This window comes from Prevotella melaninogenica ATCC 25845 (genome assembly GCF_000144405.1).
Classification (GTDB): Bacteria; Bacteroidota; Bacteroidia; order Bacteroidales; family Bacteroidaceae; genus Prevotella; species Prevotella melaninogenica.
Genome location: NC_014371.1, coordinates 571379 through 594461, shown reverse-complemented (window position 1 = coordinate 594461; position 23083 = coordinate 571379). Strand labels below are relative to the sequence as shown.

At 38.5% G+C, this 23083-nt stretch carries 17 protein-coding genes; 6 read left to right on the top strand and 11 right to left on the bottom strand.

The window, feature by feature from the left end; translation table 11 throughout:
* Positions 1-15: 15 nt before the first annotated feature.
* On the bottom strand, positions 16-1107 hold the full coding sequence (gmd, locus tag HMPREF0659_RS09415; protein WP_013265088.1) for a GDP-mannose 4,6-dehydratase: 1092 nt from the start codon (positions 1105-1107) through the stop codon (positions 16-18).
* 705 nt (positions 1108-1812) lie between these two features.
* Complete coding sequence (hcp, locus tag HMPREF0659_RS09410) at positions 1813-3465, bottom strand: hydroxylamine reductase (RefSeq protein WP_013265063.1); 1653 nt, start codon at positions 3463-3465, stop codon at positions 1813-1815.
* A gap of 379 nt (positions 3466-3844) precedes the next feature.
* On the opposite strand from hcp, the gene HMPREF0659_RS09405 reads away from it, so the two are divergent.
* Both HMPREF0659_RS09405 and HMPREF0659_RS09400 read left to right on the top strand, forming a co-directional pair.
* On the top strand, positions 3845-4303 hold the full coding sequence (locus HMPREF0659_RS09405; protein ID WP_013265150.1) for a helix-turn-helix domain-containing protein: 459 nt from the start codon (positions 3845-3847) through the stop codon (positions 4301-4303).
* Between the two features lie 11 nt (positions 4304-4314).
* Positions 4315-6306: a dipeptidyl-peptidase 3 family protein gene (locus HMPREF0659_RS09400; RefSeq protein WP_044046065.1), complete on the top strand. Its 1992-nt coding sequence runs from the start codon at positions 4315-4317 to the stop codon at positions 6304-6306.
* Between the two features lie 474 nt (positions 6307-6780).
* Here the strand turns inward: HMPREF0659_RS09400 and HMPREF0659_RS09395 are convergent, their stop codons facing one another.
* On the bottom strand, positions 6781-9072 hold the full coding sequence (locus HMPREF0659_RS09395; RefSeq protein ID WP_013265538.1) for an NADP-dependent malic enzyme: 2292 nt from the start codon (positions 9070-9072) through the stop codon (positions 6781-6783).
* Positions 9073-9196: 124 nt separating this feature from the next.
* On the opposite strand from HMPREF0659_RS09395, the gene HMPREF0659_RS09390 reads away from it, so the two are divergent.
* From HMPREF0659_RS09390 to HMPREF0659_RS09375, 4 genes are all read left to right on the top strand, one after another.
* Positions 9197-9832, top strand: a complete 636-nt coding sequence (locus HMPREF0659_RS09390) for a TetR/AcrR family transcriptional regulator (protein WP_013265824.1) — start codon at positions 9197-9199, stop codon at positions 9830-9832.
* Between the two features lie 71 nt (positions 9833-9903).
* Entirely contained in the window at positions 9904-11307 is a 1404-nt protein-coding gene (locus HMPREF0659_RS09385; protein WP_013265684.1) for an SGNH/GDSL hydrolase family protein, read from the top strand.
* Between the two features lie 57 nt (positions 11308-11364).
* A complete protein-coding gene (locus tag HMPREF0659_RS09380) occupies positions 11365-12882 on the top strand; it encodes an MBOAT family O-acyltransferase (protein WP_004359476.1) in 1518 nt (505 codons plus the stop codon).
* 532 nt (positions 12883-13414) lie between these two features.
* Complete coding sequence (locus tag HMPREF0659_RS09375) at positions 13415-14761, top strand: YihY/virulence factor BrkB family protein (RefSeq protein WP_013265771.1); 1347 nt, start codon at positions 13415-13417, stop codon at positions 14759-14761.
* 529 nt (positions 14762-15290) lie between these two features.
* On the opposite strand, the gene HMPREF0659_RS09370 is transcribed toward HMPREF0659_RS09375, so the two are convergent.
* The 8 genes from HMPREF0659_RS09370 to HMPREF0659_RS09335 form a co-directional block, all read right to left on the bottom strand.
* Positions 15291-16763, bottom strand: a complete 1473-nt coding sequence (locus HMPREF0659_RS09370; protein WP_013265551.1) for a glycoside hydrolase family 125 protein — start codon at positions 16761-16763, stop codon at positions 15291-15293.
* A 16-nt stretch (positions 16764-16779) separates the two neighbouring features.
* Entirely contained in the window at positions 16780-17877 is a 1098-nt protein-coding gene (locus HMPREF0659_RS09365; protein ID WP_013265506.1) for a DegT/DnrJ/EryC1/StrS family aminotransferase, read from the bottom strand.
* Positions 17878-17923: 46 nt separating this feature from the next.
* Entirely contained in the window at positions 17924-18883 is a 960-nt protein-coding gene (locus tag HMPREF0659_RS09360) for a GNAT family N-acetyltransferase (RefSeq protein ID WP_013265847.1), read from the bottom strand.
* 79 nt (positions 18884-18962) lie between these two features.
* Positions 18963-19388, bottom strand: coding sequence for a sugar 3,4-ketoisomerase (locus HMPREF0659_RS09355; RefSeq protein WP_004359470.1), 426 nt, complete (start codon positions 19386-19388; stop codon positions 18963-18965).
* 27 nt (positions 19389-19415) lie between these two features.
* Complete coding sequence (gene purT, locus HMPREF0659_RS09350) at positions 19416-20597, bottom strand: formate-dependent phosphoribosylglycinamide formyltransferase (protein WP_013265414.1); 1182 nt, start codon at positions 20595-20597, stop codon at positions 19416-19418.
* Between the two features lie 102 nt (positions 20598-20699).
* A complete protein-coding gene (gene rfbB / locus HMPREF0659_RS09345) occupies positions 20700-21854 on the bottom strand; it encodes a dTDP-glucose 4,6-dehydratase (protein ID WP_013265479.1) in 1155 nt (384 codons plus the stop codon).
* Positions 21855-21950: 96 nt separating this feature from the next.
* Complete coding sequence (locus tag HMPREF0659_RS09340; protein ID WP_013265604.1) at positions 21951-22463, bottom strand: metallophosphoesterase family protein; 513 nt, start codon at positions 22461-22463, stop codon at positions 21951-21953.
* A complete protein-coding gene (locus HMPREF0659_RS09335) occupies positions 22463-23083 on the bottom strand; it encodes a cytidylate kinase-like family protein (RefSeq protein ID WP_013265283.1) in 621 nt (206 codons plus the stop codon). Before HMPREF0659_RS09335 ends, HMPREF0659_RS09340 begins: the two co-directional genes overlap by 1 nt.

Below are 23083 nucleotides of genomic sequence, written 5' to 3'. Positions count from 1 at the left end.
AAGGATGAAGTGTTCTTACTTAACGATACCCTTCTCCAAATACTCTTCAAGGTTTGTTCTAACCTTCTCAGCTGCACCCTCAGAAGCAACCTTAGCCATGTCGCTGTCTACCATAATGTTGACAAGCTCTTCAAAACTTGTACTGTTAGGATTCCAACCGAGTTTCGCCTTTGCCTTTGTTGGGTCTCCCCAGAGATTGACAACGTCAGTAGGACGATAGAAGTCTGGACTAACCTCAATAAGTACCTTTCCTGTAGCCTTATCAATACCCTTTTCTTCCATGTCCTCACCTTGGAATTCGAGTTCAATACCAACACGCTTAAATGCATAATAGCAGAAATCACGTACGCTATGCTGTACACCAGTAGCAATAACGAAGTCCTCAGGCTTCTCCTGCTGGAGTATCAACCACATGCACTCAACGTAATCCTTAGCATAGCCCCAGTCACGAAGAGAACCAAGATTACCCAAATAGAGTTTTTCCTGCTTGCCCTGCTTGATACGTGCAGCAGCAAGTGTAATCTTACGTGTAACGAAAGTCTCGCCACGACGCTCACTCTCGTGGTTGAAGAGGATACCAGAGCAACAATACATGTTGTAAGCCTCACGATACTCCTTTGTAATCCAGAAGCCATACTGCTTAGCTACAGCATATGGGCTGTAAGGATGGAATGGGGTGTTTTCGTTTTGTGGAACTTCCTCAACCTTACCATACAACTCAGAAGTAGAAGCCTGATAGATACGACAAGTTTCTGTCATACCCAACTGGCGAACTGATTCTAAGATACGTAATACACCAACAGCATCAACGTCAGCAGTAAATTCAGGAGAATCGAAACTTACCTGTACGTGACTCTGTGCTGCAAGGTTATAAATCTCATCAGGACGCACTTTACTGATTACACCAAGGATACTCATAGAGTCGCCAAGGTCTGCATAATGCAAGTGGAAGTGTGGACGACCTTCTAAATGAGCAATACGCTCACGGAAATCTACTGATGAACGACGAATAGTTCCATGTACATCATAACCTTTTTCGAGTAATAACTCTGCCAAATAGGAACCATCTTGGCCTGTAATACCCGTAATAAGTGCTTTTTTCTGCATTGTATTTCTTTTGAGTTTATAATTTTCTTAATGATAGCACAAAGATACAAATTAATATTAATAATTTATCCATTTAAGGATAAGAAACTTCATATTTATATTTAATTTATTTTCAAGTAGATATTCAATGCTAATCTTTGTTAGTTCATTATTGATGTGATTATTTGCAAATTATGATGTTTTTTGTGCTGATTTTTATTTACATTTTCATTGGTGTTTTACGTTGATACAAGTCATAAAAGGAGCATTTTACTTAGTTTTGTAACTCTTTTATTTTGAGAGTCTTACATGATTGCATATGAAAAGCTGCTTAGTTGGCTTCTAAAAGGGCGTTAATAAGACTCCAAAAGAGCACCTTTTGAAAGCCAAAAGGGCATCTTTTCAATGCCAAAAGAGCATCTATAAATAAGTTGTGGTTTAAAAAATGTTTACACAAAAACTTTTGGTTAGAATCAAATCTGCTATTTCATTCTAATATGTTAGTTCAATCACTACATTTTTATGCTTACTAACCTTGATACACCTTATAATAATATGCATTCAAACTTCAACTCAAATGGAGTAATTAGGACACAGTACTCAAACTCTTACTGTAGTATTATTCCATAATATAATCAGTTTAGGCTATAATGATTGATTTGGGTTAAATGAAAAAGTCCACTCTAAAAAGAATGGACTTTTGGTTTTAATAAGTGGTTATTTGGTTTATCCTACCATGTTCTTGAGGTCTTCTTCAACAGATGTGATACCACCAAGACCGAAGTTATCAACCAATACTTTCAGAACGTTTGGAGAAACGAAGGCTGGCAATGTAGGACCAATATGAATATTCTTAATGCCGAGGTAGAGTAGGGCAAGCAGAACAATAACTGCTTTCTGCTCATACCATGCAATATTGAACTCGATTGGAAGATCATTGATGTCGTTTGCACCAAAAATCTCTTTCAGCTTCAAGGCAACAACTGCCCATGAATAAGAGTCATTACACTGTCCTGCATCCAATACACGTGGGATTCCATTGATATCGCCAAGGTTCAACTTGTTATATTTGAACTTAGCACAACCACTGGTTAAGATGACAGTATCCTTTGGTAACTGAGCAGCAAACTCTGTATAGTAGTCACGGCTCTTCATACGACCATCACATCCACTCATTACGACAAACTTGCGGATTGCGCCACTCTTAACAGCCTCAACAACCTGATCAGCCAAAGCAAATACCTGTGCATGAGCAAATCCACCGATGATCTCACCCTGTTCGATAGCTGTTGGAGCCTTACAAGTCTTAGCAATTTCGATTACCTCAGAGAAGTCCTTGTGACCGTTCTCATCAGCAAGGATATGCTTCCAACCTGGGAAACCTGTTGCGTTTGTTGTGAATACGCGGTCCTTATAGCTTGCCTTTGGTGAAGGAGGAACAATACAGTTGGTTGTGAAGACGATAGGACCATTGAATGTTTCAAACTCTTCCTTCTGCTTCCACCATGCATTACCATAGTTTCCAACGAGGTGCTTGTACTTCTTCAACTGTGGATAATAATGAGCTGGGAGCATCTCTCCGTGGGTGTAAACATCTACGCCTGTTCCCTCTGTTTGCTCCAAAAGCTGCTCGATATCCTTCAAGTCGTGACCAGAGATAAGAATACCTGGACGGCTACCTGTACCAATATTTACCTTTGTGAGTTCTGGATTACCGTATGTCTGAGTGTTAGCCTTGTCAAGTAATGCCATTGCATCAACACCGAACTTACCTGTTTCCATAACAGTAGCCAGCAATGTGTCCATGTCTGCTGCTGGGTTAGAAATGGTGGCAAGTGCCTTTTCCATGAATGCAATAATCTCTTCATTACGCTCATTGAGACGTGATGCGTGCTCATAGTAAGCTGCCATACCCTTCAAACCGAGTACTGTCAACTCCTTCAATGAACGGAGGTCTTCATTCTCTGTACGGAGAACGCCCTCACGATCCCCCTCAGCTTCATAGTCTGCTTTCTCACCACCCCAGTTTACTTCCTGGTAGTTAGGCAATGTTACATTGTTCTCTTTTGCAAGTGCGAGCAACTCACGTTTGATACGTACACCGTTGTCTACCTTATTTAATATAGCCTGATCATCAAAGTTTGCATTGGTGATAGTTGCAAAAAGTGCATCTACAATATAATCACCAACCTCCTGGTTTGTTTTAATACTTGCATTGCGAAGTGAGTCTGAAATCGTAGCTACACCTCTTACAACACCAAGTAACAAATCTTGCCAACGGCTTGTCTCAGCTTTTTTACCGCAAACACCTTGAATGGTACATCCTGTACCCTTTGCTGTTTCCTGACATTGGAAACAGAACATTTTGTTCTCTGCCATGTTTTTTTGATTTATATATTATTTCTATAATGTTATTGTGGCTGCAAAATTATAGATAAAAAAAAGCAAATAAGGTAACATATGTGACGGTTAAGGGTTAAAAAATAATAAATCTCACTATACGATGTTTTTTATCTATAATATCACTTTGATGTAAAGAAGAGCGTAAAAGATAAAAATCGGAAACGCTTTGTATAAAAAGATGTTAAGGTGATGTTTGTAAATATTTTCTACATGTATATATTGGAATGTAATAAAATATTTGCGAAATTTAATAACTAATAGATATTAAAAAACTTGCCATAAACTTGACATTCTTAATTAAATATGTTATATTTGCAGTGTAATAACAGAATAGGTAACTAAAAATACACGGATTATGGCTAAGTACAATTTAACAGAAAAAAAAGAGAAGGTAGCCGCCTACCGTAGTTTGGTCAGTCCGCAATTAATGGATGAGTTAAAGGAGAAGATCCTTAATATCATTCTTATTCAGCAGCGTTACAAAGACAAGAATTATTCTGCCAAGCAACTTGCTGAGGACTTAGGAACTAATACGCGCTACATCTCGGCTGTAGTTAATGTGCGATTCCACATGAACTACACGTCATTTGTTAACAAATTCCGAATAGAGGAAGCAATGGCTCTTTTGGTTGATAAGCGTTATCAAGAACTGAATATGGAAGATATCAGTGATATGGTGGGCTTCTCTAATAGGCAGTCTTTCTATGCTTCTTTCTACAAATTAAATGGTGTCACACCTCGTGACTACAGAATGCGCCATTTGGCACAACCCTCTTCAGAAGAAGTGCGTTTGAAAAAACCACTTAAGAAATGAATTAAAACAAAATGATAGAATCGATAGGAGAAGAAGCTTTTAACTTTCAGGATGAACGGTTTGCCGATATACAAATGTTACGATATCGGCTCCCGGATTTCGAATCACTGACAATTCGGCAAAAACAGCTAATTTATTGCTTGTCAGAAGCAACACTATTTGGACGTGATATAACGTTTGATCAATTTGGCAAATACAACCTCCGTATTAGAAAAACTTTAGAGGCTGTTTATTTGAACTTCAATGGTGATAGGTTAGAACATAATTTTCGTGCTTTAGAAGAATATCTGAAGCACGTTTGGTTTGCCAGTGGTATTTATCATCATTATGCTTGCGACAAATTCTCACCTTTATTTACGGAAGTTTTTTTTCGTAATGAAGTCTTAGCAATTGATTCTAAGTTGCTTCCACTTAATGATGGAGAGAGTGTTACTTCTTTACTTAACGAATTGTGTCCAGTAATCTTTGATCCAACGATTCTTCCAAAGCGAGTTGATAAGTCAGATGGTAAAGATATTGTACGCTCTTCTGCTTGCAATTATTATGACGGAGTTTCTCAGCATGAAGTTGAAGAATTCTATGCTAAGTTAAAGAAAGATGGTCCAACAAATGAAGCTCCATCCTATGGATTAAATTCTACTCTTGTAAAAGAAGGTGATTCTATCCGTGAGGATGTATGGAAGATTGGTGGCAAATATAGTGCAGCAATCGAAAAGATTGTATATTGGTTGAATAGTGCAAAGGACTTTGTTGAAAACGACCAACAGCTTCATGTTATAAATCTGTTGATTCGCTATTATGAGACAGGTGACCTTCATGATTTTGATATCTACTCTATTGAGTGGTTACGTGAGCAAGAGGGTAGAATAGACTTTATTAATGGTTTTATAGAAGTTTATGGTGACCCAATGGGATTGAAAGGTTCTTGGGAAGGCATAGTCGAATATAAAGACCTTGAAGCAACTCATCGTACGCAGGCTATATCAGCCAACGCACAGTGGTTTGAAGACCATTCGCCAGTTGATCCTCAGTTCCGCAAGGCTATTGTGAAAGGTGTCACAGCCAATGTTATATGTGCAGCAATGTTAGGAGGAGACGAATATCCTGCTTCTGCTATTGGAATTAATTTACCAAATGCAGACTGGATTCGTACAGAACATGGCTCAAAGAGTGTCACGATTTCTAATCTTACACATGCATATGATATGGCTGCTAAGGATAACGGATTCCGTGAGGAGTTTGTTATTGATGCTGATACTTGTAAGTTGTTGGATTTATATGCGGATAAAACAGATAATCTTCATACAGATCTTCATGAGTGTTTAGGTCATGGTAGTGGACGATTATTGCCAGGGACTGACCCTGACGCACTAAAAAATTATGGTAACACAATTGAAGAAGCACGTGCTGACCTCTTTGGATTATATTATATAGCTGATCAAAAACTTTTAGAACTTGGACTTTTAGACAGTAAAGAGGCATACAAGGCACAGTATTATAGCTATATGATGAACGGTCTGCTCACACAGCAAGTTCGCATAAAACCAGGAAAGCAGATAGAAGAGTCGCATATGCAGAATCGTGCACTTATTGCACAATGGGCAATGGAGTTGGGCAAGGCGAATAATGTTGTAGAACTTATTACTTGTGAAGATAAGACCACAAGTGAATCTAAAACATATGTTCGCATTAACGATTATGATGCTTTACGCAATATTTTTGCTTATCAACTTGCAGAGATACAGCGTATAAAGAGTGAAGGTGACTTCGAAGCTGCACGAACGTTAGTAGAGAAGTATGCTATCAATCTTGACCCTGTACTTCATGCAGAAGTTCTTCGAAGGTATGAGGGTTTGAATATTGCACCTTATAAAGGATTTATCAATCCTATTCTGAAACCAGTTTATAATGAACTTGGTGAGACGATAGATGTTGTTGTTGATTATTCTGAGTCTTACACAGAACAAATGCTACGTTACTCTCGAGATTATCAAACTCTTTAATGGAATAGAGTGTGTTTATATTCTACTATATGAATACAATAATATAAAGCTATTCCCGATAATGGTAAACAAGTTAGAAAATAAAAGCAGGATGCCAAGTGGTATCCTGCTTTTATTATTTAAATATACTGTTCTGTAAATATTGTCCACATGAAAATAGTGCTCTACTATATATCATAATGAACCTCTTATTTTACTTTTAGTTGATGTATTTATGTTCGGCACAAGTAGTGTTGATGCTCAACACGTATTGTGTTGTTGGTAAACACCAATGGTGCGAAGTACTAAATACAATTCAACTTACTAACAAAGTTGAATCAACTTTACGTTAGGAAAAAGCTACACTACCATAAGCAAACAAAGTTTACTTGATGAATTGAGTTAATCTTTCAATGATAATGCTATATTATCCATTTAAAAGAAGCTCCTAATGAAGGCGTATGCTAATAAACTTTTTCAGAACAGTACTATTACTTATAATGCGTTCTTTTTCACTTTCTCCACATAAGCATCAATAGCCGCAACGGCTGTGATGTTCACGATATCACGTACAGAGCACTCAAAATCAGTGAAGTGAATAGGCTTATTAAGACCCATCTGAATAGGGCCAATAACCTCTGCTTCTGGACTCAATGCCTGCAAAAGTTTATAACCACTGTTGGCAGAAGACAAGTCAGGGAAGATGAGCGTATTAACATCTAATCCTTTCAAACGAGTGAATGGGAACTTCTCATCACGTAGTTCTTTATTTAAGGCAAAGTTAACCTGCATCTCACCGTCAATTGTCATGTCAGGATACTCCTTTTGCAACTTTTCAACAGCAGTATGTACCTTTAATGGAGAACCTTCCTTATCAGAACCAAAGTTAGAGTAGGAGAGCATTGCGATAGCAGCCTTATCATTGAAGAAGCTAACAGAGTTAGCAGCTAACTTTGCAATGTCAGCCAACACTTCAGCGTCAGGATGACGATTAATAAGTGTGTCTGCTATGTAGAATACACCCTTCTTCGTATTCAAAATATGCATAGTACCAAAGTGTTTGTACTCTGGACGAATACCAATAATATCCTTTGCTACCTTAATCGTATTGCTATATTTGGTATATAAACCAGTGATAAACGCATCAGCATCGCCATTTTCAACCATTGACATACCGAAATAGTTACGCTCATACATCTTATCATATGCTTCCTCAAAGGTATAACCCTCACGTGCACGCTTTTCTGCTAAGTGCTTTGCATAAGTAGCACGACGTCCCTGCTCCTTATCCGCACGCATATCAACAATCTCAATATCTGAAATATCAAGTTTCAAACGGTTGGCAACACGATTTAGACGGTCAGGGTTTCCTAATAAGATAGGAACACAGATTCCCTCTTGTTTAGCTTGTACAGCAGCTTTCATCATAGTCTGGTGACCGCCTTCAGCAAATACAATACGTTGTGGATGCTGTGCAGCAGTGGCATGGAGCGTATGTGTCAACTTTGTTTCCTGACCTAACATCTGAAGCAGGTGCTGCTTGTAAGTCTTGAAATCCTTGATAGGAGTGCGTGCTACACCACTGTCCATAGCAGCCTTAGCAACAGCTGCACTAACTTCCGTAATCAGTCGTGGGTCAACTGGTTTTGGGATAAAGTATTTAGGACCGAATGTAAGGTCATTTACATGATAAACCTGATTAACAACGTCTGGTACTGTCTGTTTTGCCAATTCAGCAATAGCATGGACTGCAGCCATCTTCATCTCCTCATTGATTGCCTTGGCATGAACATCCAATGCACCACGGAAAATGTATGGGAAACCAATCACATTATTAATCTGGTTAGGATAGTCTGAACGGCCAGTTGACATGATTACGTCTGGACGTGCTGCAATAGCATCATCGTATGATATCTCAGGAACAGGATTAGCCAATGCAAAGACGATCGGATTCTCATTCATTGAACGAATCATATCCTGTGTCAGAATATTACCCTTTGATAATCCAACAAATACGTCAGCCCCCTTAATAGCTTCCTCCAAAGTGTGAACATCTCGACGGTCAGTAGCGAAGAGAGCCTTCTGTGGTGTAAGATTCTTTAAATCAGAAGTGATAACACCCTTTGAATCGAGCATTACAATATTCTCTTTCTTTAGACCTAAAGCCATATAAAGCTTAGTACATGAAATAGCTGCAGCACCTGCACCATTAACAACTAACTTCACATCAGCAATGTTCTTGCCAGCTACCTCCAGTGCATTCTTCAAACCAGCAGCAGAGATGATAGCAGTTCCGTGCTGGTCATCATGCATAACAGGAATATCAAGTGTCTTCTTTAGACGCTCCTCAATAGCAAAGCATTCAGGTGCCTTGATATCCTCAAGATTGATACCACCAAAGGTTGGAGCAATCTTTTCTACAGCTTCACAAAACTTATCAGGGTCCTGTTCGTCTACTTCTATGTCGAAAACATCAATACCACCATATATCTTAAACAGTAAGCCCTTACCTTCCATTACAGGCTTACCACTCATAGCACCGATGTTACCCAATCCTAAAACGGCAGTTCCATTACTGATAACTGCAACCAAATTTCCTTTGTCGGTGTATTTATATACGTCGTCTGGATTTTGCTGAATTTCTAAGCATGGGTATGCCACGCCAGGCGAATATGCCAGACTAAGGTCTGTCTGTGTACTATAAGGTTTTGTAGGCGTTACTTCAATTTTGCCAGGACGTCCGCTGTTATGATATTCCAAAGCGGCTTCTTTTGTTACCTTGACCATAGTTAATCTTTTTACTTTTAATATTACAAAAATGTATATTTGACTTACAAAGTTAATAAAATCCACTCTAAAACAGATGTCATTATGAAAGTTTTTTGTAATTTTGTCGCAAAAATAAAGTTTAATGTATAATACAGCTACAGAAACCACTTATCGGCAAGAACTTAAAGAGAAGATTCTCATTACTGCCATAAACCTTTTCCATAAACATGGAATAAGGAGTGTTAAGATGGATGATATTGCCAATGAACTTAAGATATCAAAGCGTACACTCTATGAAATATACAGCAATAAGGAAGAACTGCTGTTAGAAGTCGTGCGACGTGATAAGCAAAGAGAGAAACGACGGCTGGACGAGATAGGCAGAACTGGATCGAACGTAATTAATATAATTATAGAAATCTGCCGTTTCCGCTTAGAAGAGTTTAGTCAGATTAACCCTCTCTTCTTTGAAGAAATACATAAATATCCAGAGTTATTGGCTTATGTCCGTAGGGTGCATGATGAAAGAGAAACCGATGCCCATGCTTTTATACAGCGTGGTATAGATGAAGGTTTGTTTCTTCCTAATTTAAATTATAATATCGTACGTACAATGACAGTTGCTTTACAGAATGCTATTATGAATCAATATCTTTATAAGAAGTACGATATAAAGGAACTGGCACATGTTAGTATATTATTCTTTATACGCGCTTATTGCACAATGAAAGGCGTTAAGTTGTTGGATGAAGAACTAAATTCTCTTCCCTTGTCTTAGAGTGAATAATCAATATACTATGTTTTTTTGCATTTTAAAAGTGATGCATTTAGGTAAAAGATAATTAGTAAATGAAAGATAATACATATAAGACATTGCTGTTAACATTATTAGTAGCATTGTTTCTTTTTCTGCTTCATTTTCTTCCTACCTTCAAGATAGGAGATGCGAAGCTCCGAGAGATAGACATTCTGAGTGATCTTGCACAAAAGAAGAAAGTACTTGAAGACGTCATACCTTCCCCAAAGAAACCTTCTGCTATTGTTGCTTATGATAAAGAAGGAAAGGTTATAGATTTTAAGGAAGAATGGCCTAAGGGTACAGAGCGTATCGTTGATTATTCTGCAGGTAAACCTGGTGGACTTGATCATTTCTATAGTCAACTTAATATGTTGGCTCAGAAGCAAGCAGTTGGTCGTCCTGTTCGTATTGCCTATTTTGGTGATTCATATATAGAAGGAGACATCTTATTAGCTGATTTACGTGAAGACCTTCAGAAGCAGTATGGTGGTTATGGCGTAGGTTGGATAGATGCTGGTAATGATCTTGACCAATACAAGCATACAGTGGATAATAAATTCACGGGACTTACCGAACATATGGTTAAGAAACCAGCAAGCTATGATGTTAATCAAGCAGGTATTGCGGAGCGTTATTATACAATGAATGGACAAGCTACTATGTCTTATGCTCCTTTTTCATTGTCTCATGACTACAGTCGCACTGAAAAATGGGCAAGCACATGGCTTTATCTTCGTTCAAAGGGAGGTGCAAACGTAACCTTTGAAATTGATGGTGGTAAGACAAGTACGCAGCGCGTCAATCCGTCGCCAGCAGTACAAGCTGTAAAGATGGATGGTGTTACTTCTCATGCAACAATAAAGGTGAATGGTTCTAATACTGTTCTCTTTGGTACATCACAAGAGGGACGCGAAGGTATTGTTGTTGACAACTTTAGTATGCGTGGCTCTTCTGGAACATCATTGGCAAAACTTCCAGAACAGATGTTGAAGGAATTTGCTCTTGTTCGTCCGTATGATCTTATTGTATTTCAGTTTGGTGTCAATGCTGTAGATGCAGAGACAACACCTGAGCGATTGAAGAAGTATATGGCTGACATGAAGCTTGTTGTAGACCTCTTCCACAAGTGTTTCCCTGAAACGAGCATTCTTATTGTTAGTAGTCCTGACCGTGGCTCAAAGACTTCACCTGATGGTACAATGAAGGGAGTTGAGATGTTGGTGGGCTATCAAGAACAACTTGCTGCCGATTGCCATGTCGGCTTCTATAATCTTTTCCGTGCTATGGGTGGTCCAGGTACGATGATGCGCATCGTAGACGAACAGAGTATGGGTACAAAGGATTATGTACACATTAATTATAAAGGTGGTAAATATGTCAGTCAGCGTATTTTCAAGTCTATTGTAGCAGGACAAAAGAATTATACAAGACGTGAGAAATTAGTTGAAGAGTAAGTATTTATTAGTACAACATAGAAACAGATGGATTTAAGTAATTTGTTCAGCCAATTCATGGCTATATTAAAAATCTTCCTACAGAATATAGAGTCATATGTCTCAGGCCTTGATTTTACAAAGGTAGCTGATATCTTGCTCTATAATCCACGCGAACCGCTCCTTTTCTCATCAGGTGCATTCCTTTTTATCTTCCTTGTCTTTATGATAGGTTATTACTGTCTGCGAAACAAGGTTGATGCAAGACTTCTCTTTGTGACGCTCTTCTCTTATTATTTCTTTTATAAGAGTAGTAGCTTCTATTTCCTATTGTTACTTATCGTAACTGTCAGCGACTTCTATATTGCAAGACGTGTTGCTAAGGGAAAGCACCCTAAGTTGTGGTTGGCTTTAACACTGTTGATAGACCTTGGATTGTTGGCTTACTTTAAGTATACCAACTTCTTTGCTGGAATGGTTACACAGATGATTGGTGGAAACTTCCAACCTTGGGATATTTTCTTACCAGTAGGAATTAGCTTCTACACCTTTAAGACAATTTCATACGTTGTAGACATATACAGAAAGAAGGCTGAACCAATGGAGTCATTGCTTGACTATGCGTTCTATGTCAGCTTCTTTCCAACACTTCTTGCTGGTCCGATTACGCGTGCAACAGACTTCGGACCACAGATTCGCAAGCCGTTACATATCAGCCGTGAGATGTTTGCTCAGGGAGTATTCTTTATTATCATTGGTCTTTTTAAGAAAGCGGTTATCTCTGATTATATCTCACAAAACTTTGTAGATCGTATCTTTGACAACCCAACGCTCTTCTCTGGTGGCGAGGTTCTTCTTGGTCTTTATGGCTACTGTATTCAGATTTACTGCGACTTCTCTGGCTATTCTGATATGGCAATTGGTATTGCATTGCTGCTTGGATTTAAGATTCCAATGAACTTCAATGCACCGCTTACAGCCGATTCCATGACTGATTTCTGGCGTCGTTGGCATATTTCGCTTTCAACTTGGATTCGTGATTATGTCTATATCTCACTTGGTGGAAACAAGAAGGGAACACTTCGTATGTATTTCAATCAGATGGTGGCTATGACAGCTTGCGGTCTTTGGCACGGAGCTTCGTTGAATTTCATTGTTTGGGGTGTCTTGCATGGTGCATTGGTTTGTGTACATAAGTTCTGGTCTCAGACTGTTTTGAAGCACGATCGTCGTTATCATCCATCTGGTCTTCGTCGGTTTATTTCAGTATTTATTACTTTCCATGTTCTCTGTTTCACATGGTTGTTCTTCCGTTGCAAGGACTTTGATGCAGTGTGGGTTATGGTAAAGCAAATGTTTACGAAGTTCAATCCTTCCGTACTTCCTGACGTCTTTATGGGGTATAAGTATGTATTCTTACTGATGATATTTGCGCTTCTTACGCATTGGATTCCAGACTCATGGCAAAACCGTTGTGTTCGTATCTTAGAGAAGGGTGGTGTCTTACTCTCTGCAATTGCAATTACGATTGTTATCTTTATTATTATGCAGGTAAAGAGTTCTGATATACAGCCATTTATTTACTTCCAGTTCTAATTGGCTCTTGATATAAAAGACAGCGCATAGGGTTAAACTAAATGTTAGATTAACTGTATGCGCTGTTTTATTTGCTTCTTATAATCTACGTTGATAGCTGTCTTTGCTTTGCGAAAAAATACTTACAAAAAGCTGAGTAGATATGCTTTAAATAAGCAAAATAAAAGTCTTAATATGGACTTTTGCAACTAACAGACTATCAGTTAATTATAAAAGTGCTTAGTAATAGGTGCTTAATTAGCCTCCAAAAGGGCGTTAACAGCATCGCAAAAGGGCGTCTTTTGGATGCCAATTAAGCCTTAATTCGAACGCTATTAAGCCTTGTTTAAAATTAAGGATATGAATTTTTATTACAAGACGAGGATTATTAACTTTAAAAGATGATGAGATGAAGTAACTAAAAGTAGACTTATTGTTTTGGATGAATCTCGTTAGTGTTATTATTATAAATAGGTGTAATTGTTGCTAATTTCGCTTTTTTTTATTAAGTTTGCATAATAACTCCTACTTTTTTCTGAAATAAGAAACCATAATGAAGATAGATATAGAAAGCATTAAGTACTTCTTAACTGTTGGTATGTTCATGAAAACTGAGCATAGTTCAAAGCGTAGAAATATGCTAATCAGACAGTTTCAGAAGTTTTATCTGACTGTCAAATTCTTTTTTGTGCGCGATCATGCTGCTTCCACGGCACAACTTTCGTTTTCTACGATAATGGCAATCGTGCCCATAGCATCTATGATTTTTGCTATTGCAAATGGCTTTGGTTTTGGGCAGTTTCTTGAAAAACAGTTTCGAGAAATGTTGTCTGCACAACCCGAAGCGGCTACTTGGCTGTTAAAGCTTACACAGTCTTACCTTGTTCATGCTAAGACTGGACTCTTTATTGGAATAGGACTGATGATAATGCTTTATAGTGTTTTCTCTCTGATTAGAACGGTAGAGACTACTTTTGATAATATATGGCAGGTTAAAGATAGTCGCCCTCTTAGCAGGATAGTCATAGATTATACGGCTTTAATGTTTCTCGTACCTATTAGTATTATCATTCTTTCAGGACTTAGCATCTATTTCTATAGCTTTGTAGAGAATCTAAATGGTTTGCGCTTTCTCGGAACGATTGCGAGCTTTTCACTTCGTTATCTTGTGCCATGGGCTATCCTTACCCTTATGTTCATTGTGCTTTATGTTTTCATGCCCAATGCAAAGGTTAAGATTACGAAGACTATTGGTCCTGCGATGATAGCGAGTATCGCTATGCTTTGCTTACAAGCGGTTTATATACATGGACAGATTTTCCTTACAAGTTATAATGCCATTTATGGTTCGTTTGCAGCACTTCCACTGTTTATGTTGTGGATACTTGCATCGTGGTATATCTGTCTATTCTGTGCAGAACTCTGTTATTTTAATCAAAATTTAGAGTACTATGAGTGTCTGATAGATACAGAAGATATATGTCATAATGACCTTTTAATACTGTGTGCGACTGTATTGAGCCATATCTGTCAACGTTTTGCAAATGGCCAAAAGCCTCAGACTGCATTACAAATAAAGTCTGAAACGCATATTCCTATTCGTGTGATGACGGATATTCTCTATAGATTAAAAGAGGTCAATCTCATCTCGGAGAACTTTTCACCTACTTCTGATGAAGTAACTTATACGCCTACGCATGATACAAATAACATAACTGTTGGTGAAATGATTGCTCGTTTAGAGTCTACTCCAGCATCTGATTTTGCGCTTTTAGGTTTCTCTCCTAAAAAAGCATGGAACCATGACATATATAATAGGGTGGGAAGTATACGCGAGATTTATCTTAATGAGTTGAAATCAATCAATATTAAAGAACTAATAAGTTATTCAGAGAAGTAAAGGATTATCTTGGATTTAGTGGTATACTTCGTTGATTGTTTTTGAGAAGGATAATATTGTAACACTAAACCATCTGATATTCTCTTCCAAACGAATATGATAACATAATAAAAGAGCCAGTTCTGCAATAGAAAACTGGCTCTTTTATCGTACCTATAAAATCTTGTTTTATCTATGAAGTATGATTTTTGTTACAACTCCTAAATGATGTTTCGCTTTTAGAAGCTAACAAAAGCATCATCTTCTATACTTAATGAGGTTTTTCAAGATTTTGTTATTTCGATTTGTTAAGACAATAAAGTCAAAGTTTATTAAAAATAAAAAGTCCCAGACTGTTGGTCTGGGACTGAAAGATTACTTGTCTCACGACAACTAATCTTCTAACCTTAATAATCTAATACCATGAAAAACACGTTGTAAAGATATCTAAATCTTGTTATATTTCCAAATATACAATGTTAAATAAGGTAAATATTAAGATTTTATCTCCTAACTTTTGAAATATCTCTACAATTGTGCCTTTACGGGTCTATTTTATACTATTGAGCAAACCAAGTTTGCCATCGTTTACTAACTTAACGATGAGTTCACCAAATAAAGTATTTTGCCATGCAAACCACTCACGTGTAAATTTGTTAGCATCATCCTTATAAAAACTCTCGTGGATAAAGCCTGTTCCGGCATCAGTATTCATTAACATTTCAATGCACTGTCGAATTTCCTTATCATCTTTTGATGTGAAAGCCCGCATCATGATAGACATTGGCCATATCATATCGTTACCAATATGTGGACCACCAATACCCTCGCCAGCCTTGCCACGATGGAAATAAGGATTATCCTCACTCCATACATAACGGCGAGTGTTCTGATAGATTGGGTCGTCTACGCTTACATCACCAAGATATGGCATAGCTAACAGACTTGGTACGTTTGCATCATCCATTAAGAAGTAGCTTCCAAAGCCATCTACTTCATAAGCATATATCTTACCATATTTAGGATGTTCGTATATAGCATACTTCTGTAAAGCATCATTTACCTCATTAGCAAGGTCGGTACATTGAGTAGCAAGAACTGTATTCTTATTTATCTTGGTTAAAATCTCTGCTGCTTTGCGAAGAGAAGATACTGCCATAAAGTTTGATGGAACAAGAAATTGTAGAGTCGTCGCATCGTCTGAAGGACGAAAAGCAGAAGCAATCAGTCCTACAGGCTTAACAGGTGCACCCCAACCTGCATTGTTCATTGTGTCAAGTGCACGGTCAGTAACACGTAAGAACTTATAGGTTCCTCTGCCGTCTTTCTTCTGCTGCTCATGGAAAGTCTTTAGAATGTTCTCTACTGCCTTAACCCATTCTGGACCAAAAACACTTGTGTCGCCTGTTACTTTCCAATATTCATATGCAAGGCGGATAGGGTAACAGAGTGAGTCAATCTCAAACTTACGTTCGTGTAACTCTGGTTTCATATCCGTTTCATCGGTCATCCAACGGCCATTTGGGTCTGGCTTATGATTGAATGCATTAGCATATGGATCGATGTTGATACATTTAAATTGGCGATTAATAACACCAGCTAACATCTTCTTCAGTTTCTTATCCTTTCCTGCTAATTGTACGTATGGCCATACTTGTGCGCCTGAATCGCGAAGCCACATAGCAGGAATGTCACCAGTATAAACGTAAGTGTCAGGTGTTCCATCAGCTTCCTCACCATAGTGAACAGTAGTATCGAGTGTGTTTGGGAAGCAATTCTCAAACATCCATGCCAAACGTTTATTGGTTAACTTCTTTATAATATTCTGTATTTCCTTCTCAACAGCTTCTGAGCGGAAAAGTCTTTCTGTTTCTTTAGGGCGTTTCGAGATGAAAGTCACTGCATCTGCAGGGCAGGTGAGTTGGTTTGCTGATACCTTATTAATATTGTCAGCATTGATTGGTTGCGCCTGTAATGCCATTAGCGCAACGAATGTTGATGTGATATAGGTTATCTTTCTCATACGTTATGATTTAGTTTTATTGATACATATTGATGCTGTCAATAATCTGATAAACTTCTTCATCAGTCATTGTCGGATTGCAAGGGAGGGAGAGTTCTTGGTGATGGATGAACTCTGTAATAGGATAATGTTGCTCGTTCCATTCCTTATAAGCCTCTTGCTGATGTGGTGGAATGGGGTAGTGTATCATCGTTTCAATACCATTATCTTTGAGATATTGTTGCAAACGATTACGAGATGGACAGAGAATAGGGAATATGTGATAAACATTATCTCTGTCATTATCCTTTATCAATCTTATTTGTGGGTTGTTAATGCCCTCTAAGTATGCTTTAGCAATCTGCTTTCTACGTTGGTTTTCTTTATCGAGATAGGGGAGTTTTACATTGAGAACGGCAGCTTGAATTTCATCCATACGGCTATTCTTTCCCTTGAAGGAAAACTCATATTTGCGTGTAGATCCATAGTTGGCAAGGCTACGAATAGTCTGTGCCAACTGTTCATTATCGGTTGTCACAGTTCCTGCATCACCTAAGGCACCAAGATTCTTGCCTGGATAAAAGCTATGTGCGGCTGCATTTCCAAGGCTTCCTGTACGTTTGTTACCAAAGTGACAGCCGTGCGCTTGCGCATTATCTTCAAGCAGTAAGAGGTTATGGTGTTTACAAATGTCGCCAATGAAAGGTATATAGGCACATCTTCCATAAAGGTGTACAAGCATAATGGCACGTGTACGAGAGGTGATAGCTTGTTCAATCTGTTTCTCATCAATCTCTAAAGTGTTGATATCCGGTTCTACAAGGATAGGGGTAAGGTGGTTTTCGGTGATGGAAAGGATAGTTGCTATATATGTATTGGCAGGAACTATAACCTCATCACCTTCTTTGAGAAGTCCTAACTCTATATAGGCACGGAAGATAAGACAGAGTGCATCAAGCCCATTACCACATGTTACACAGTACTTTGTACCAATGTATTGTGCATAATTCTTTTCAAATAAAGCTATATGCTCCCCCTGCAGATACCAGCCAGAACGTAGTACCTGATTAACAGCTGTAGTAATCTCTGATTCATGTAATGCTGTTATTTTTTGAAGTGAGAGATAGTTTATCATGTTTATTCTTTAATGAAGTAGGTTGAGTATGGTCGGGATCTTTATATTACTCTATGATAGTATCTGTTTCCCACTCATAATAGTCATAGCATACACCTCGTCCTCCAAAGCCTTCTTTTTGAAAAATAAGCGTTGTGTTTAGAATCTTTCCTTCCTCTTCTGTGCTTTTACCAAAGTCAAAGAAGCCCTTATGATTGGCATATACATTATTAAGAATATAGTCAAAGAGAAGATCGATAGCCCCAAGCCTTTTCCCTTCTGGAGATGCTGAGATATACTGAGAATGAACGACTCGTGGCATTTCATAAATGATAGTACCCCCAATAGCTATCCCTTTGTCATTATATGCCATGAATAGTCTAATCGAGTTAGGGAACCGACTGTGGAGTAAAGTTAACTCTTCAAGGGAGTGTACAGGGTGAGTAGCATACTTATTGGTGAGGTTCTTATCGAGAATATCCCAAAAAGTTGCAAGGTCTTGACTCTCCCGAACTGTCACGCCAGCACGTTTGGCCTTCCTAACTCCACTTCGACGACTCTCATTGAACTTTATATGTGAATCGAATGGAATAGTACTTGAGATGTCACGAGCCGTTAGTTTTGCATGACAAATATATGTTAGCGCATAGAGATCTTCCTCAGCAGGATGACAATGGTATATCCATGGCGTAGGTTTATAGATAACTCTTTGTACTCCAGAATGGTAAAGATATTCATTAATCTTTATGAATATCTCGCAAATCTCTGCTGTAGTAGCCTGTTTCTTTGTTATAAGTCCACCGTAAGTTAATCCTTGATGAGAGTAAAGTGTGTCGCCTAAACGATTAGCAGGTAAGAGTGCATAGAGCTGTCCTTTTCGATAAATCATCAGCGAAGCGTCTTGAAACCTATCTGCATGATAATCCATATAAGAACGATTGAAGAGGAATGTTCCTTGTCGTGAATCCTCAATAAACTCGTTCCACGCTTGTGCTTGTTCTTGCGTGTATTGCTTTACTTCAAACATTATATTTTAGGATTGCATAAAAGAAGATAGTCTGAACGGTCTTCTTTTATCCTTTTATATCTAATCTATGGTTTTACCTTTATCCTTTCTTAGAACACTTATAGTTAAGAAACTCTGTGTATTCACGGATATAATCATTCTCTTCAAAAGAATCTTCTGCCAAAACAAGGCATACGGCTCCTGATGAAAAATCATCGAGCGTACGCCAGGTATCAGTCTCAACTAAGAGTCCTTGATAAGGATGATTCAAGAGAAAAGATTGCTTATCACGTCCATTATCGAGGGTAACAGTAAAGGAACCGCTAACAGCAATGATGAATTCTCGGCAATGTTTATGGGCATGACCACCACGGCAAGCACCTGAAGGTACATCGTATGTCCAATAAACACGAGAAATGTTGAAAGGAATATCCTTCATTCCCTCAGCAATAGAGAGGTTACCACGTGGGTCAACCATCTTTTGTAAGGAGATAATCTTTCCTATTGAAGCTTCTGTTTCTTTCATTCTTACAGCCTTTAGACTATTCAGTCTTTATTTCTTCATATAGGGATCTGTACCCAATACGGTTGCTGCAACACGCTTAGTCTTATCACGAAGTGCATCCATATCTGTTCCTACTTCTCCATAACAGAGTGCTACACCCATACGACGACCCACGTGAGCAAATGGTTTACCGAATATACGTAGGCGTGTTCTATCTTCGTTGCAAGCATCTAATAGGTTGTATGATAAAGGTTTGTCAGTCTCAATAGGAGAAAGAATTACAGCAGAACAACCTGCATGTTCAAGGTGAATAGCAGGGATTGGGAGTCCCATTACAGCACGGAAATGAAGTTCAAATTCGCTGAAGTTGGTTGTATGTGCCAATGTGACCATACCTGTATCATGTGGACGAGGTGATAATTCTGAGAAGATTACTTCTCCCTTCTTTGTTAAGAAGAACTCGACTCCCCATATACCATATCCGGTTAGTGCGCGTGTCACTTCATTAGCAATATGTTCTGCCTGATGTAATGATTCTTCTGAGATGGCATATGGTTGCCAGCTTTCACGATAATCACCACCTTTCTGTATGTGTCCAATAGGTGGACAGAAGAGGGTAGGGCCATTCTTCTGTGTCACTGTAAGCAGTGTAAACTCACTCTCAAATTCAATAAACTCTTCAATAATCACCTCCTTCACATCGCCACGTGCACCATCCATCGCATTCTTAAACGCTTCTTCGAGTTCTTCATCATTGTGAACATAACTCTGACCATGTCCACTTGAACTCATTAAAGGTTTAACGACACATGGGAAACCAATCTCGTCAGCTGCAGCTTTGAACTCATCATATGTCTTTGCATAGAAGTATTTGGCAGTTCTTAAACCTAAGTCGCGTGCTGCAAGGTCGCGTATGGCACGACGATTCATTGTGAAGTTTACAGCACGTGCTGATGGAGCAACTTGTATTCCACGTTCTTCATAATCAAACAAACGTTCAGTTCTGATTGCTTCAATCTCAGGAATAATCAAGTCCGGTTTGTGCTTATCTACAATAGCATCAAGGGCTGTACCATCAAGCATATCTATTACTTCAGACTCATCAGCTACCTGCATGGCTGGTGCATTCTCATAACTATCGCAAGCAATGATATATTGTCCAGCACGTTTAGCTGCTATAACGAACTCTTTGCCCAGTTCGCCTGAGCCTAATAACAAGATTTTTTTCATTTGAAGATGTGTTGTCTATCTTTTGTTTGTGAGAAGGTTTTACCCCCTCGCCGTATAATGAAGAGTTAGACGAGGGTGTGAGATTATATTTTAGTAGATTTATTATCTTCCTTTTTTTGTGTACATCATGTCATAGTACTTTTGGTAATCTCCAGAAGTAACCTCTTGAATCCAGTCTTGATGCTCTAAGTTCCAACGGATAGTTTTTACAATACCGTCAGCAAACATTGTTTCAGGATACCAACCTAACTCATTCTTTATCTTTGTTGGGTCAATGGCATAACGTGCATCATGACCAAGACGGTCTGGAACATGTGTGATTAACTCTTCATTTATCCAACTAATATCAATGTCACCATTTGCGTCTTTGACCTGCTTCTTGAGGATAGTACGGAGGTTCTTATCCTCTGCCATCATATCATGGATAGTCTTTATTGTGAGTTTAACGATGTCGATATTTTTCATTTCATTATGTCCACCAACATTGTAAACTTCACCTACACGACCTTCACGTACAACCATATCAATAGCTTTGCAATGATCCTCTACATACAACCAGTCGCGTACATTCAAACCCTCACCATATACTGGGAGTTTCTTTCCCTCGAGGATGTTATTGATAATTAATGGAATCAATTTCTCTGGAAAGTGGTAAGGACCATAGTTATTTGAACAACGTGTAATACTGATAGGCATATGATAAGTGTCGTGATAAGCCATTACAAAATGGTCAGCACTTGTCTTGCTGGCAGAATATGGGCTATGTGGGCAGAGTGGAGTCTCCTCTGTAAAGTAGCCTTCTGCTCCCAATGAACCATACACCTCGTCTGTTGATACCTGATGATAACGCTTGCCTTCCTTCCATGTAGGATAACCCTGCTCGTCCTTACCTGTCACCCATGCACGACGTGCAGCATCCATAAGGTTCTGTGTACCAAGAATGTTTACAGAAAGGAACAACTGTGGATCTTCAATAGAACGGTCAACATGACTTTCTGCTGCAAAGTTAACGAGATAGTCAATGTCATATTCAGCAAAGAGTTTGTCGGCAAGTTCACGATCACGAATATCACCCTTTACAAAGATGCAACGCTCGTTATCAATATCATCTTTGATAGTACCGAGGTTACCTGCGTATGTAAGTGCATCGAGGACAATAACCTTAATATCTTCATTCACATACTTCTTATGAAGTAAATACTTAATGTAGTTTGCTCCGATAAAACCGGCAGCACCAGTTACCAAATAAGTTTTCATATCTATGTTATTTAAAATGTTTGTTATTCCTTTGGGTAAGTTTTAATAGTCTTTGATTGTAATCGAATCTTAATATTGTTCTTTTACAATTCAAATTTATTTATTTTCTTGTTGTTTATTTCCTAATGTTATAACCTCGCAATCAGTAAATTTATCACCTTCGATGGTTAATCTCACTAAAGTTCTTTCTTTATGCCATCCACGAAGACCAGCTGCACCAGGATTGATATGAAGTAGGTTTAGTGTCTTGTCGAATTGTATTTTGAGAATATGTGAATGTCCATCAACAAAAAGGTTGGGTGGAGAAGCATAGAGCATACTCTGTACTGAACGGTCATAACGTCCAGGATAACCTCCAATATGTTTAAGTAGCACGTCAACATCTTCGCATTTAAAGCGTAGAACATCCCGATAGCGGTTGCGCATAGTGTAATCATCTATATTCCCACATACAGCGCGGAAGATGGGTTTCATTGCCTCAAACTTATCCGCAACTTCTAATGAACCTATATCACCAGCGTGCCAAATCTCATCACATTCCCCAAGATAGTATTCGTATTTATCATCCCAGTAGCCATGAGTATCAGAGATTATACCAATTCGTTTCATTAAAGACTTTTCCTTTTGATAAAATCAGCTATCAGATCCTTTGTTTTTTCTAAGCCAAGTATACTGGCATCAATGCAAAGGTCATAACTTTCAGCATGCCCCCAAACCTTTGTTGTGTAATAGTTATAGTATTTGGCACGCTCGCTTTCTCCATTTTCAATAAACTTACGAGCTTCTTCTTTAGAGCATCCACGTCGCTCACATACATTAGCAACACGAGTGTCCATTGATGCTGTTATAAAGATATTGATGGTGTTTGGATTATCACGTAATACGTAATCTGCTGTTCTACCAACAAACACACAGCGTGGGTTCTGCTTTGCTACTTCACGAATGGCATCGCTTTGGAACTGATAAAGACTTTCCTGTGAGAAGTTGCTCTTATAAAAGTCATTGTCACCTAAGAGAGGAAGGTGTATATGAAAGTGCCCTTTCATAAATCCTTTTTGCTCGTCGTTTTGCTCAAAGAACTTCTCTGAAAACCCACTTTCCTTAGCTGCAATGTTAAGAATCTCACGGTCATAGTATTGGCAATCGAATTCTTCAGCAAGCATCTTGGCGATAATATGACCACCACTGCCTATCTGACGACCAACGTTTATGATTAGTTCCTTTTCCAT